This window comes from Myxococcus faecalis (assembly GCF_050039385.1).
Lineage (GTDB): Bacteria > Myxococcota > Myxococcia > Myxococcales > Myxococcaceae > Myxococcus > Myxococcus fulvus.
The window spans coordinates 7,606,795-7,621,997 of the sequence record NZ_CP144336.1 but is presented as its reverse complement, the minus strand read 5'-3'; the positions used below and the strand labels follow the sequence as shown (position 1 = coordinate 7,621,997).

Genomic DNA, 15,203 nt, shown 5'->3' with positions numbered 1-15,203 from the left:
CGGGTCCCCCACCCCGGCGTGACGGGTCTTCACGCACCGTCAGGCGCCCAGGACTCATGGTGGAGGACGCGCCTCACGACAAAAACCGAGGGTGGCCCCGGACAGGATTCCGGGACCACCCTCGGGGTTCAGCGCCAGCTCAGGTCAGCTCAGGGGCTCTCGCGCTCCACCTCGACCTTGCCGACGCGCAGGATGGTGAACTCCACGCGGCGGTTGTTCTCGCGGCCCTTCGCCGTCTTGTTGGTGTCCACCGGCTTCGCCTCGCCGAAGCCCTGCGACTCCAGGCGGCCGGCGTCGATGCCCTCCTTCACCAGGAACGCGCGGACGTTGGCGGCGCGGCGGCGCGACAGGTCCAGGTTGGCCGCGTCGTTGCCCTGGTCATCCGTGTGGCCCTCCACCCGCAGCAGTTCCACCTGCGGATTGGCGCGAAGCACCGCGGCCACCTGCTTCAGCAGCGGGAAGCTGCGCGGCAGGATGATGTCCTTGCCCGTGGCGAAGTAGACCTTCTCCAGGATGAGGATGCGCTCGCCATCCACCTGGACCTTCACCTTGCCCTTGTCGGGGCAGCCGTCCTCGTCCTGGACGCCGTTGATGGTCTCCGGCTCCAGCGGGCACTTGTCCGCCACGTCCGGGATGCCGTCCCTGTCGTTGTCCGGGTCCGGGCAGCCGTCCTCGTCCTGGAAGCCGTCCTTGTCCTCGGGCTGGTTCGGGCAGCGGTCATCCGGGTCGAAGATGCCGTCGCCATCCGTGTCCACCGGCGGCGCCACGTCGGGGCAGCCGTCCTCGTCCTGGAAGCCGTTCTTCGTCTCCGGCTCGTTCATGCACTGGTCGTCGCCGTCGAGGATGCCGTCCTGGTCGTTGTCCGGGTCCGGGCAGCCGTCCGCGTCCTCGAAGCCGTCCTTGTCCTCGGGCTGCGTGGGGCAGCGGTCGTCCGGGTCGTAGAGGCCGTCGCCGTCCGTGTCCACCGGCGGAGGCGGCGCCGTCGGCGTGGGCGACGGCGGCGGGCTGAAGCTGAAGCCCGCCAGCAACCGGTAGCCGGGCGTGCCGTAGCCTCGGGTCAGGCCCGGGCCACCGCCGAGGTGCGCCGAGAAGCCCTTCGCCGAGCGGTACTTCAGCGCGGCGAGCAGCTCCAGCGGGCTCTCCTCCGTGTCCTGCTCGTCCAGACCGATGGCGCCAATCACCGTCGCCTCGGCGGCGAGCGGGACGCGGCCCAGCGTGAAGGGAATCTCCGTGCCCAGGCCGTAGGTGAAGGCGTTGCCCGCCGTCAGGTTGCGCAGCACCTGCTTCTCGCGCAGGTCCACGCCGACGTTGGCGGCGAAGCGGACCCGCTGCCCGTACTCGGCCACCAGCTTCGGCTGCACCGCCACCCCCGAGCCCCCGAGGAAGTCGTTGCCGCCCGCCGTGGGGAGCACCACCGGCACCGCCAGCGCGAGCCCGAAGTCCTCCCCGTCGATGATGCGCGCCTTCGGAACCAGCCGCAGGTCACCGATGCCGCCGGAGCTCACGCCATCCGCCAGCGAGGCGTCCACCTGCGGCGCCGGGTCCGAGCCCTGGATGGTCACCGGCAGCACCACGCCGATTTCGAAGCGGTCGAACAGACCCACCGCGCCCATCAGGTCGATGCCCACCTGACGGCTCACCACCGCGGTGATGAACCGGTCCGAGCGCGGGTCCAGGAAGTTGAGCGGCTTGCTGGCGTAGTTCAGCGACAGGCCCAGGTTGAGGCCCAGGTGGCGCTGCACGCGGGCGCTGTGCAGACCGAGGATGTCCTCGGCGCCCGGGCCCGGCTTGTAGCGCTGCACGTCGATGGACTGCGACGCGCCCCGGGGCGGCGTCACCTGCGCGTGGGCAGGCTGGGCCGCGAGCGTCCCCGCGAGGACCAGGCCTCCGGCGACGCCCGCCGCCACCGCCCGCGACGAGCGGCGGAGGCGACCGAACAGGGGCAGCGCGAGCAGCAGCAGCGCCAGCGGCGCGAAGGTGCCCGCCCCGCCCGTGCTGCAACCACGGCCCACCACGACGAAGTCGTCGTTGCCATCGAGCGGGTTGGAGCCGCCCTCGACCTCGTCACCGTCGCTCGCCCCACCACGGTCGGTGTCGGCGTCGTTCGGGTTCGTCTCACCGTTGTCGAGACCGCCGTTGTGGTTGGCGTCCTCCTGGCCATCGCGCAGGCCGTCGCCGTCCGTGTCCGGGTTGAGCGGGTCGGTGGCGTTGGAGCCCTTCACCTCCACGCCGTCGCTCAGCTCGTCGTCATCCGAGTCGGCGTCGTTCGGGTCGGTCTCCGTGGCGTCACGACGGCCGTCGTGGTTCTTGTCCTCCTCGCCATCGCGCAGGCCGTCACCATCCGTGTCCGGGTTCTTCGGGTCGGTGGTGGTGGAGGGGTCCGCGTCCGGCACGAAGTTCGGCGAGTCGATGTTGGTGCCCGGGCCCGCCGTCTCGCGCGTCACGCCGCGCTCGGTGCCGTCGTTCAGCCCGTCGTTGTCGCTGTCCGGGTCGAGCGCGTCGATGATGCCGTCCCCATCCGTGTCGGTGAGGCCGTCCTCGCCGTCGGGCACGCCGTCGTCGTCGGAGTCCGCGTCATGCGGATCCATGCCCAGCTCGATTTCGCGCGCGTCGGGCACGCCGTCCAGGTCGGAGTCCAGGTCGTCCGCGGCCACGTTCGGGTCCGTCTCGCCCGGGTCGACGCGGCCGTTGTGGTTGGTGTCCTCGTTGCCGTCGAACACGCTGCCGCCGTCGGTGTCCCGGTTGAGCGGGTCCGTCGTCGTCGTCGGGTCCGCGTCCGGGATGAACACGCTCGAGTCCGTGTCCGTGCCCTGGGGCTCGGTGATGCCCAGCTCCGTGCCGTCCTGCAGCCCGTCGCCGTCCGTGTCCGCCTTGTTCGGGTCGGTCTCGCCCGGGTCGACGATGCCGTCGTGGTTCTTGTCCTCGTTGCCGTCGAGGATGCCGTCGTCATCCGAGTCGTCGTCCAGCGGGTCCGTCCCGCCGACGTTCACCTCGATGCCGTCGGAGATGCCGTCGCCGTCCGTGTCCGGGTTGTTCGGGTCCGTGCCGCGCGCGATTTCGTCCGCGTCCGTCAGTCCGTCGCCGTCCGAGTCCAGGCCGATGGTCCACGTGAAGGTCGCCGGCGTGGGGTCCACGTCGCCGTCCGCGTCCACCGCGCGCACCTGGAAGGTGTGCTCCCCGTCCGCCAGGTTCGTGTACTGGGTGGGGCTGGTGCAGGGGGTGAAGGCGCCGCCGTCGATGGAGCACTCGAACGTCGCGTTCGGGTCGGCCAACACGGTCTCGAAGCTGAAGTCCGCGGTGGCGCTGCCGGAGCTCGCGGGCGGGCTCGCGGTGATGCGCGTGTCAGGCACCGTGTCCACCGTGAAGCTGTGGGTGTCCGTGGCGGTGTTGCCGTTGGCGTCCTCCGCCGTGGCCGTCACCGAGTGGGGCCCGTCGGCCAGCGGCGTCGACACGGGCACCGACCAGGTGCCGTCCACACCGACCGTCACCGTGCCCACCGTGGTGCCGTTCACCACGACCGTCACCGTGGCGCCCGGCTCACCCGTGCCCGAGTAGGTCACCGTGCCCGTGGTGAGCACCGCGCCCTCGGCGGGCGTGGTGATGGCCACCGACGTCTCCGCGTCCACCGTGAAGGTGTTGGTGTCCGTCGCGGTGTTGCCCTGCGCGTCCTCCGCCGTGGCCGTCACCGTGTGCGAGCCGTCCGCCAGCGGCGTGGCCACCGGCAGCGACCAGGTGCCGCCCGCGCCCACCGTCGCCGTGCCGACGACGGTGCCGTCGACCGTGACGGTCACCGTGGCGCCGACCTCGCCCGTACCGGAGTACGTGACGACGCCGTTGTCGAGCACCGCGCCCTCCGCGGGCGTGGTGATTTCGACCAGGGTGCTCGTGTCCACCGTGAAGGTGTGCGTGTCCGTGGCGGTGTTGCCGTCCTCGTCCTCGGCCGTGGCCGTCACCGTGTGCGAGCCATCCGCCAGCGTCGCGGCGACCGGCACCGACCAAGTGCCGCCCGCGCTCACCGTCACCGTGCCCACCGTATTGCCGTCCACCACCACCGTCACCGTGGCGCCCGGCTCGCCCGTACCGGAGTACGTGACGACGCCGTTGTCGAGCACCGCGCCCTCCGCGGGCGTGGTGATGGCCACCGTGGTGGCGGTGTTCACCGTGAAGGTGTGCGTGTCCGTCGCGGTGTGGCCGTGCTCATCCTCCGCGGTGACCGACACCGTGTGCGAACCATCCGCCAGCGACGAGTTGCCCGGGACGCTCCAGCTGCCGTCCGGCCCCGCCGTCACCGTGCCGACGACGGTGCCATCCACCGTCACCGTCACCTCGGCGCCCGGCTCGGCCGTGCCCGTGTACGTCACCTCGGCGGTGTTCACCACCGCGCCCTCGGCGGGCGTGGTGATGGCCACGCGGGTGCTCGTGTCCACCGTGAAGGTGTTCGAGTCCGTCGCGGTGTGGCCCTGCGCGTCCTCGGCCGTGGCCGTCACCGTGTGCGGGCCGTCGTTGAGCGAGGAGTTGCCCGGGATGCTCCAGCTGCCGTCCGGACCCGCCGTCACCGTGCCCACCGTGTTGCCGTCCACGCTCACCGTCACCGTGGCGCCCGGCTCGGCCGTGCCGGAGTACGTCACCGTGCCCGTGGTGAGCACCGCGCCCTCGGCGGGCGTCGTCACCGCCACGTTGGTACCCGTGTCCACCGTGAAGGTGTTCGAGTCCGTCGCCGTGTTGCCGCTCGTGTCCGTCGCCGTGACGCTCACCGTGTGCGAGCCGTCATCCAGCGGCGCGGCCACCGGCAGCGACCAGCTGCCATCTGGGCCCGCCGTCACCGTGTCGATGACAGTGCCATCGACCGTGACGGTCACCGTGGCGCCCGGCTCGGCCGTACCCGAGTACGTCACCACGGGGTTGGTCAGCACCGCCCCCTCGGCCGGCGTCGTCACCGCCACCGACGTCGTCGCATCCACCGTGAAGGTGTTCGTGTCCGTCGCGGTGTTGCCGTTCGTGTCCTCGGCCGTGGCCGTCACGGAGTGAGCACCATCCGTCAGCGGCGTGGCCACCGGCACCGACCACGTGCCGCCCGCGCCCACCGTCACCGTGCCGACAACAGTGCCGTCGACCGTGACGGTCACCGTGGCGCCAGGCTCGCCCGTACCCGAGTACGTCACCACCGGGTTGGTCAGCACCGCGCCCTCGGCCGGCGTCGTCACCGCGACGGACGTGCCCGTGTCCACCGTGAAGGTGTTCGTATCCGTCGCCGTGTTGCCGCTCGTGTCCGTCGCCGTGGCCGTCACCGTGTGCGGCCCGTCATCCAGCGGCGTGGCCACCGGCACGGACCACGTGCCGCCCGCGCCCACCGTCACCGTGCCCACCGTGGTGCCGTCCACCACCACCGTCACCGTCGCGCCCGGCTCACCCGTACCCGAGTACGTCACCACGGGGTTGGTCAGCACCGCGCCCTCGGCCGGCGTCGTCACCGCCACCGACGTCGTCGCATCCACCGTGAAGGTGTTCGAGTCCGTCGCCGTGTTGCCGCTCGTGTCCGTCGCCGTGGCCGTCACCGTGTGCAGCCCGTCCGCCAGCGGCGTGGCCACCGGCACCGACCACGTGCCGCCCGCGCCCACCGTCACCGTGCCCACCGTGGTGCCGTCCACCACCACCGTCACCGTCGCGCCCGGCTCACCCGTACCCGAGTACGTCACCACCGGGTTCGTCAGCACCGCGCCCTCGGCGGGCGTGGTGACAGCGACCGACGTGCCGGAGTCCACCACGAACGCGTTCGTGTCCGTGGCCGTGTTGCCGCTGACGTCCTGCGCCGTGGCCGTCACCGTGTGCGGCCCGTCCGCCAGAGGCGTGGCCACCGGCACCGACCAGGTGCCGCCCGCGCCCACCGTCACCGTGCCCACCGTCGTGCCGTCCACCACCACCGTCACCGTGGCGCCCGGCTCACCCGTACCCGAGTACGTCACCACCGGGTTCGTCAGCACCGCGCCCTCGGCGGGCGTCGTCACAGCAACGGACGTGCCCGCGTCCACCGTGAAGGTGTTCGTGTCCGTGGCGGTGTGGCCCTGCGCGTCCTCGGCCGTGGCCGTCACCGTGTGCGGACCGTCGGCCAGCGGCGCCGCCACCGGCACCGACCACGTGCCACCGGCGCTCACCGTCACCGTGCCCACCGTGGTGCCGTCCACCACCACCGTCACGGTGGCGCCCGGCTCACCCGTGCCGGAGTAGGTCACCACCGGGTTCGTCAGCACCGCACCCTCGGCCGGCGTCGTGACGGCGACCACCGTCTGCGTGTCCACCGTGAAGCTCGAGGTCGTCGCCGTGCTGGTGCGCGTCGCGTCGCGAGCCACGGCCGACAGGTTGTAGAGACCGTCCGCCAGCGTACCCGGCACCGTGAAGGTCCAGTTGCCGCCGGAGACCGGGATGTTCGTGTACGTGGTGCCGTTGATGGTCAGGTCGACCAGCGTGGCGCCGCCGGACGCCGTGCCGGTGATCTGCGTCGGAGACGCGAGGAGCACCGCGCCGTTGGCCGGCGTGGAGATGACCGGGGGAGGCAGGGCGTTCTGCACGGTGAAGGTGTTCGTGTTGCTCACCGCGCTCGTCGCGCCGTTCAGCACGGACACCGCGTTCACCGTGTGGTTGCCTACCGCCAGGTCCGCGGTCGGCGTGTACGTGAAGTTGCCCGAGGCATCCGCCGGGACGGTGGCCAGCACCACACCATCGACGGAGATGACGACGGACGAGTTGGGCGTCGCCGTGCCGGAGATGGGAGGACGCACGCCCGTGATGGAGCCGTTGGCCGGCGTCACCACCACCGGAGCCGCCGGCGTCACGAAAGCGCCAGGGAGCGTGGTGATGACACCCACGCCGCCCGCGATGGCGCCGTAGGTCAGCCCGTCCGGAGCGCCGGCCGTGGGCTGCGTCCCCGGAAGTCCACCCGTGACGGTCGCCGTACAAGCCACGTTGGCGCCCTGGAACAGGATGCGACCACCACCGCCACCACCACCCGTGCCGTGCTCGGCGAAGGTGGTGCTGCCGCCGTTGCCGCCGTTGGCCGTGACGAGGTTGTTGTTGCAGATCAGGTTTCCGGTGGTGCGCACGGAGACCGTGCCGCCGGAGCCACCGCCACCCGCGGCGTCGTTGGCGTCGTCCCGGGCGTTCTCGCCCGCCACACCGTTGGCCGAGACACGGCCCGTGCCCGACAGCGAGGCCGCGCGGATGTACACGATGCCGCCCGCCGCGCTGCCACCACCACCGAAGTCGTCGTTGCTGTGACCCGCGCCGCCACCACCGCCGAACAGCAGGGTGCTCACGGGCGAGTAGATCATCTGGGTACCACCGCGACCACCGACGTCACGGGAGGGAGGCTCGTCACCGCTCCACGTCCGGCCGCCCTTGCCACCCGCGCCCGCGCCGCCGCCACCACCTCCTCCTGAGTTGTGGCAGATGCCGCCACCGGCGCCGTTCGCGACGTTGCCGTAGCCCGAGGAGCCCGCAACGAACGGGTCGGTGTTGTCGTAGGCCGACAGCACCACGCCCTCACCCTTCTGCGCGCCACCCGGATACGCCTGGTTGATGCCAGTGCAGCCGTCACCCGAGCCGTTCCAGAAGATGCCGCCGCGGAAGCCTCGACCATCCGCGTGGATGGCGCCGTTGTTCGTCACCGCGCCAGTGGCCAGGAAGATGAGCACGCCGCCCGTGGCGCCGTCCCAAGGCGCTGCGACGATCGAGCCTGCGGCATTCACCGTCACCGTGGTGTACTCGGGGACGCGGATGACCTGGATGGGAAGAGTGCTGCTGGACGCGAAGGACACCGTGAACCCAGTCGCGAAGGAGAGGCGCGTCGCGGTCAGCGCAGTGACACGCGCGAACTCCCAACGCCCAACCGGGGCGTTCGCCGCCGTGCTCATGTCGATGGGCGTCTGGTTGCCTGAAGCCGGCGCCGTGAGCCCGGCCGGCTGGTAGACCATCACCAGGTTGCCCACCGCGAACCCGGTGGTGGACGCGACGTTGACGAAGGTCTGTCCAACTTGGACCGTCCCCGACGACACCCGGGTATAGGTGTTGATGACGGTGTTGGGGACGTTGACCGTCAGCGCCGTCGTTCCGTTACCGAGGTGGAAGCGGTCGGGCTCCGCGTGAGCCGCGGGCGCCGCCAGCGCGGCACACAGGAGCGCCAGCAGACCGACGACGGGCAAGCCAGCGCGTCCACGACGTGCCGCGACCTGCGAAGTGGGAGTTTTGGATGTGGGAGTCATAGGACCGGGGCCGCGGGGTGTAGGGACTGGCCCGTGCGGCAGTGAACGCCCATAGCAATCCAGGAGCCACACTCCGTCCACTTCCGGTCCACGCCCTGTTTCAGGGGGGTTCACTCGGACGCCCCCCTCCCTCCAGGCCCGCGGATCCGAATCACGGATCCGGATTCTGGAAACCGGATGACCCACCCCTCACGTCTCCCTCGGGCTGACCTGTCAGGACCCTGCGGGGCAGCCGCCCTGACACGTCAACGAAGGGGGCACCGCTGACGCATGCCGCCAGAAAGCGACGAGGGGCCCTCCTTCCGGAAGAGCCCCTCGCGTTACGACAGGACGCGCGCTGCGTCCCAGGCGCTAGAAGATTTCCTCGAGCCACTCGCGCATGCGGCCCTTCACCTTCTTGTACACGTTCTCCTCGCGGATGCGGAACATGCGCCGGTCCAGGTGCTTGGCACCGTAGACGACCAGGCCCACGCCCGTGGCGTACATGGGGCTCTTCACCACGTCCACCAACCCGCCGATGCCGCGCGGCATGCCGCGACGCACGGGCAGCCCAAGCACCTCCTCGGCCAGCTCCGGCATGCCCGCCAGCAGCGTGGAGCCCCCCGTAATCACCACGCCCGAAGCGAGCAGGTCCTCGTAGCCGCACTTCTGGATCTCGCGGTGCACGAGCTGGAAGATCTCCTCCACGCGCGGCTCCAGAATCTCGCAGAGGATCTGGCGGCCGAGCACGCGCGGCTGACGGCCCCCGACGCTGGGGACCTCGATGGTGTCGTCCTTGTTGATGAGCGACGCCAGCGCGCAGCCGTACTTCTGCTTGATGCGCTCGGCCTCGTGCGCGGGCGTGCGCAGGCCGATGGCGATGTCGCTGGTGAGGTTGTTGCCGCCCAGCGCAATCACCGCCGTGTGGACGATGGAGCCGCCGGAGAAGATGGCGATGTCGGTGGTGCCGCCGCCGATGTCGACGAGGCACACGCCCAGCTCCTTCTCGTCCTCGCCCAGCACCGCCTCGGCGCTCGCCAGGGGCTGCAGGACGATGTCGGAGACATTCAGGCCCGTGCGGTTGGCGCACTTGACGATGTTCTGCGCGCTGGACACGGCGCCCGTGACGATGTGGACCTTGGCCTCCAGGCGCACGCCCGCCATGCCCAGGGGCTCCTTGATGCCGCCCTGGTCATCGATGATGAACTCCTGGGGCAGCACGTGGATGACTTCCCGGTCCAGGGGGATGGCCACCGCCTTCGCCGCGTCGATGACGCGCGCGATGTCCGCCTCGCGGACCTCCTTGTCCTTCACCGCCACGATGCCCTGGGAATTGAAACCCTTGATGTGGCCACCGGCGATGCCCGTGTAGACGTGGGAAATCTCCGCGCCCGCCATCAGCTCCGCCTCTTCGATGGCGCGGCGGATGGAGGAGACGGTCGCCTCGATGTTGACCACCACGCCCTTGCGCAACCCCTTCGACGGATGCGTCCCGATACCGATGATGTCGATACCGCTGTCGGTCAGCTCACCGACGATGGCGCAAATCTTCGTCGTGCCGATGTCGAGGCCGACAATGATCTCCCCCGACTTCTGCTTCGCCATGACAACCCTCCCAGGCCCCCCACTCTCGTGAAAGGGGCGTCCTCTTACGGCTTCGGGCTCCCGCTCCTCTCGGACGCGGGGCTCGAAATCTTCACCGCCACCCAGCCGGGCCGGGCCCGGTTATCCAGGTGAATGATCTCCGCTGCAAGCCCCCTCGCGCTCAGTTCGCGACGAACACGGGCCAACCGCTGCAGCTTGACCTCGGAATCTCCTTCGCCTAGGCGCACTTCCTGGCCAGACGCGGCCACCAGTGTCACCTCCCGCCCTTCCATCCGCACCTCGGACAGCCGCTCGGGCTTGCCCGGGGACGCGCTCGTGTAGGCCCGCGCCACCTCCAGCGCCGCCTGGAACCGCTGGCGCGCCACCTGCGGGTCCGCCACGTACCCGTCCCTGTCCACCCCCGTCACCAGCGGCAGGTCCAGCCCGTCGCCGGGCGTCACCCGCTTGAAGGGCTCGCCCTCCTCGTCCAGCACGTACAGCTCGCCCAACACCGCCAGCGCCTCCGGGACATGCTCGGACACCTGCACCGAGACCCGGTTCGGGAAGCGCCGCGTCACCTCCACCTTCTTCACCCACGGGTGCTGGCGCATCGCGCGCTCCAGCGCCCCCGTGTCCAACGTCCAGAGGTTCTGACCCTTCGTCAGCGCCGCCAGCCGCAAGAGCTCCACGCGCGAGGCGCGCTCCAGGCCGGTGAAGGACACCGCCGCCAGCTCGAAGCGGGGCGACGACAACGCCCACTTGCGCGTCTCCACCCCGCCCCACACCAACAGGCCCGTCGTCAGCGTCAGGGCCAGCACCTTCACGACGCCCGGGCCCTTCGAACGCACCGCGCTCTTCACCGCCTCATTTCGCTGGGCGGAGTCTTGACGGCGGCGGTTTTTGCTTCGTCCGAAGGCCATGGTGAGGGAACGGTGTCACGCATGCTGCGCGCGGATGGATCTCCACGCCAGTTTTTGGCAACAGCCACGTTGCTGTAGCGCGTGAAACACCCCTGAGGAAACAAGGCTCCCGCCCCAAGCGGGCCCCTGGCGAAGGGCGGCGGACCTTGATCTTCAAGCGGCTGGATTTCAAGGGGACTTTTATCAAGCCCGCGCGCGGAAGCGTCAGCGGGTGAACTCACGGCGAGTACCGGAGCTTTCATCCCCGCCTCGAAACGCTCGCCGCCCTCCCGCGGCCCGACCGGACGGGCTCATGCGGGAGGGCGCCCCGGCCTCCTGGACTTCGGGACGATGTCCCTGCACCGGGCGGGCGGGGGAGGCCCACCCGGTGGCGGACCTCACAGCCGGGTGCTGGCCTGGAGCACGGTGACGCGGTCCTCGACGAGCTGGTGCCATGTGAGGCGGTAGGTGCCCGCCTCGAAGTCCAGCGTCGCGCTGTCGTACTGAACGCCGGTAGAGGTCTCGCCCGGAGTGGCCCCCGCGTGGAGCGGGCCGGTGCCCACCGCGTAGGACAGGGCGAGCACGCCCGCGAAGTCCCGGGGCGACGCCGCCACCGCGCCACAGCCCTTGTCGTCACAGACCATGCGGCCCGCGTTGGCGTTGGCGGGGCGGCTGCTCGCCGCGACGTGCACCCAGTTCGCGCCATCCCAGCGGAACCACGCCTTGCCCGTGTGCAGGCGCAGGCCCTGGGGGGACGGGCCCACCAGCGCATAGCCCCCCTGCCCCGGGATGCGGGTGAAGGTGTGGTTCCAGGTCTCGCCGTTGAAGGCCCGCCAGCCAATCTCGTCGGAGAGTCCCTCCACCATCATCAGCGTGTTGCCGTGGACGACGTACTGCTCGTCATCGATGTGGGCCGAGCTCCCGTAGGTGTTCTGGAAGATGCCGCCCATGCTCACCCTCGCGAGGAAGTTGATGTACCGGCGCGCGGACACCACGAGCTGGCTGCCCACCGCGTCGACATCCAGCCGGTCGATCTGCCAGTTGTTGATGGTGTCCGCGGGAAGGGTGGTCGTCGCCGCCGACCACGACAGGCCATCCGCGCTGTAGGAAGTGCGCACGTTCGCGATGCCCCACGCGACGAGGAAGCCACCACCGCTCTGGTCCACGTCCAGGTGAAGCTGGGTGGCCGTCACGCTGTCGAGCAGGACGGCGGTGCCCAACTGGTCGTCCTCGTAGCTGACCACCCGCACGTCCAGCTTCCCGTCCGTCACCGGCTGCTGAAAGGCGACGACACTGCGGCCCTCGTGGCGCGCGACACGCGGCTTGCGCGCGGGACGGGCCACGTGCACGGGCTGCCCCCAGGACGTCCCGTCGTATTCGGCGAGGAAGACGCTCCACTCCCCGGCGTCGAACTGCTCCCAGGCCGCCACGCCCCGCCCGTCTGGCAGGAAGTCGATGGAGCTCACCCCCACCGTGCCCGTGGCGGCGGGCGCCGCGAGCGGCCGGGGCTCGGCCCACTCGCCCGCCCCTTGGTACGCGCGCACGGTGAGCTGTCCGGGCGCCGCGAAGACCACGCCCTGTCCTGAGTCGATGGGAATGAACGAGGCACGGCCCGCCGTGGAGTCGCGCAGCAGGACCGCGGGTCGCCAGCCCTGGAGCGTGAGCGCTGTGCCCCACACCTGATGGTTGGCGGTGGCGCTGCCCGTCTCGGTGAGGACGAGCAGGTCGTCGCCCTGCACACGCAGGTCGCGGACGCGGCTCATCCCCGTCACCACGGTGGCCGTCACCGGCGAGGACCAGGAGCCGCCCGTCTGGTACGTGGCGCGCAGCTGGCTCGTGCTGACGCTGGCGGTCCACAGCGCCACGAAGTTGCCGTGGCTCCGCGCGACGCCCCACAACGTGCTGACCGAGTTCTCCGCGAGCCGGACCTCCGGCTGCCACGTGCTCCCCACGCGGTCCGCCGCGTACGGGAAGCCGTTCGCGTGGACGTAGACGGCGGTGATGCCCTGTCCGTCCGTGGCGAGCTTCACCGCGTCCGAGTCCGAGGTGGAGATGAGCTCCGGGGCGCTCCACTGCCGCGTGGCCCGGTCGAAGCGCGAGAACTCCGTGCCCCGGTCGCTCACCCACGCGCGGACGAAGGTGTCTCCCACGCGGAGGTAGTCGGCGTCCGCGCGGGACGAGAGGGAGCTCTGCACCCACTGGACGCCGTCGTAGGTGACGGCGACGCGGGGGTTGGCGCCCGGCGTGGAGGCAATCAGCACGGCGCCGCCGTTGTGGAGGAACGTGGGGTTCGCCCCCAGCGTGCCGGTGGCGAAGACCTCCGCCCACTGGTTGCCGGAGAGGGCACGGATGCGATTCGACTCGACCATGAACAGGCGCCCGGCCGCGCTGAACAGGCGCCCGGTGGTGTTGGGCCCGGCGGTCGTGAGCGTCGTCCCATCGAAGGCGACCACGCGCTGGTTGATGCCCGTCGCATCCGGCCAGGAGATGGCGAAGCGGTTGTCCCAGACGGCGACCTGAGGAACCACCGCCGCCGAGGTGCTCACTCCGAGCAGCCGTGATGCACCGTAGCCGCCGCCGGAGTCGAGCGCCGCGCGCACCTGGACGCCCTCGCCGGTGTCCTCGTTCCAGACGGCCAGCGTGCCCAGGGGGCCGGTGGCGAACACCAGGCCGCCGGGCTGCCCGTGCGTGGCGCCGCTGACCTGCGTGCGCGTGTCCACCGTTCGGAGGGTGTACGTGAAGGGCGCGGCGAGCGTCTGTCCCTGGGGCGTGCGGACGTCCTTCACCGTGGCCGTGTAGACGGTGGCCGGCGCGAACGGCGGCACCGGACGGAATACGGCGGTGCGGGTGGAGGCCTCGTAGTTCACCAGGCCCGAATGCCCCGCGACCGAGAAGGTCGTGGTGTTGACGGAGGCCGGGTCCAGCGGACGGTCGAAGCTCACGCGCAGCGCGCCGTCGCGCGAGACGAAGCGCGCGTCCCCGACGGGCAGCGCGCCCGTCACCTGGGGAGGTGCGGGCTGGAGCTCCGTGACGAACCAGAATGGGTTGGAGCCCATCCACGGGTAGCCGTTACCCGCGAGGTCCTCCACGTCGTCGATGGTCACCCGGTAGCGCGTCTGGTACGCGAGGGGCGAGGTCGGCGTGAAGATGGCCGCCATCCGTCGGTCATCGTAGCGCACGGTGCCGGGCACCTTGCGGACGGGCTTCGCGCCAATCTCGTCCATCTCCTCCAGATAGAAGCGCTCCACGCTCACCGTGGTGGGGCGCAGGGGCTCCGCGAAGATGCCCTCGATGGCGGCGATGCGTACGGGGACACCCGTCGCCCCGTATGCGGGGAAGGTCGATGCGAGGCTCGGCGCTCCGTTGTCCGCGACGATGCTCAGGGTGAACGAATAGCTGAAGCTGCTCGTGAGCGCGTTGCCCGCCAGGTCCTTCGCCTGGGTGGAGAGCGTGCCGGTGACGACGGCGCCCGGCGCGGGCAGCGGGTTCAGCCGGAAGTAGGCCGTTCGGGAGCTGGGCTCGTACGAGATGGCCCCCGTGAGCGGCGCGGCTGGTGAGTCGTCCAGCTTCTGCTCGAAGCGGAGCGTCTCCGCGTTGAGGGTCCGCGGGTCCATCTGCTCCTCGAAGGTGAGCGAGTACACGGGGTAGCCCACCGCCACGTACCGCTGCTGATGCGTGGGTCGGGTGGAGGACACCGTCGGTGCCCTCGTGTCCGTCTCCGCGCCCACGCTGAAGCGGAAGACATAGGGCCCGGGCAAGCTGTTGCCTGTCGTGGTGCGCAGCGCGGTCGCGACCGTGACCGTCACCAGCGTGTCGGCCGCGAAGGTTCGCGCGGGGACGAAGGCCAGGGAGCGCGTGGCGGCGTCATGGGTGACGGCGCCCGCCACCGCCACACCGTTCTCCGTCACAGCAAGGCTCGCGGGTCCCACGGTGGTGTCGTCGAGCGCATCGACGAAGGCCACATGGATGCGCGTGTTGCGAGGCACCTGCTCCGCGTCCTGCATGGGGAGTGTGTAGTCGATGAAGCCCACGCCATCCGACGTGGGCCCGCCTCCGTCCGTCGGCTCCTCTCCTCCGTCCGGGACATGGGCATCGGGTGAACCTCCGTCAGGACTCCCCGCATCCGAGCCCGAGTCGACGACGTCCACCGGAGGGTCGTCGGACTCGGAATCCTTGCAGGCGGAGACTCCCAGCCAGAGGGACAGGATGAGCAGGACACTGCGCTTCCACGGAGCGTTCGCGTTCATGAGAGGTGGGGGCGCGGTGAAGAACCGACGGGCCACTTTTGCGGACCCAATCCAGCCCCTGCTCAAGAACGGATGGCGCCGAAAAAGTCGCACATTCCGTTGCATCTGCCATCACGTCTCGCCTACGCGGAGACTGAGAGTCCTGGGAAAGAGGACGCGACGACGCCTCCACTCTCACCACGGCACACAGTGGCGGACGACAGGGGTGGTCGAGGTGGACAGGTCGCGCCGAAGCGAAC

At 70.6% G+C, this 15,203-nt stretch carries 4 protein-coding genes; all 4 read right to left on the bottom strand.

The window, feature by feature from the left end:
• Window positions 1–149: 149 nt before the first annotated feature.
• Window positions 150–8,195: an adventurous gliding motility protein AgmC gene (gene agmC, locus VZQ01_RS30700; protein ID WP_426745386.1), complete on the bottom strand. Its 8,046-nt coding sequence runs from the start codon at window positions 8,193–8,195 to the stop codon at window positions 150–152.
• Window positions 8,196–8,606: 411 nt separating this feature from the next.
• The gene (ftsA, locus tag VZQ01_RS30695) at window positions 8,607–9,839 is read right to left on the bottom strand and encodes a cell division protein FtsA (protein ID WP_046715495.1); all 1,233 of its coding nucleotides are present in this window, start codon (window positions 9,837–9,839) and stop codon (window positions 8,607–8,609) included.
• Between the two features lie 44 nt (window positions 9,840–9,883).
• Window positions 9,884–10,738 carry a cell division protein FtsQ/DivIB gene (locus tag VZQ01_RS30690; protein WP_141326182.1) on the bottom strand — a complete coding sequence of 285 codons (855 nt, stop codon included), beginning with the start codon at window positions 10,736–10,738 and terminating at the stop codon, window positions 9,884–9,886.
• A 377-nt stretch (window positions 10,739–11,115) separates the two neighbouring features.
• Complete coding sequence (locus tag VZQ01_RS30685) at window positions 11,116–14,964, bottom strand: Ig-like domain-containing domain (RefSeq protein ID WP_426745385.1); 3,849 nt, start codon at window positions 14,962–14,964, stop codon at window positions 11,116–11,118.
• Window positions 14,965–15,203 lie beyond the last annotated feature (239 nt).

Coding starts and splice junctions, on each gene's coding strand:
- ftsA (WP_046715495.1), bottom strand. CDS start 9,839: ATGGCGAAGCAGAAGTCGGGGGAGATCATTGTCGGCCTCGACATCGGC.
- VZQ01_RS30690 (WP_141326182.1), bottom strand. CDS start 10,738: ATGGCCTTCGGACGAAGCAAAAACCGCCGCCGTCAAGACTCCGCCCAG.
- VZQ01_RS30685 (WP_426745385.1), bottom strand. CDS start 14,964: ATGAACGCGAACGCTCCGTGGAAGCGCAGTGTCCTGCTCATCCTGTCC.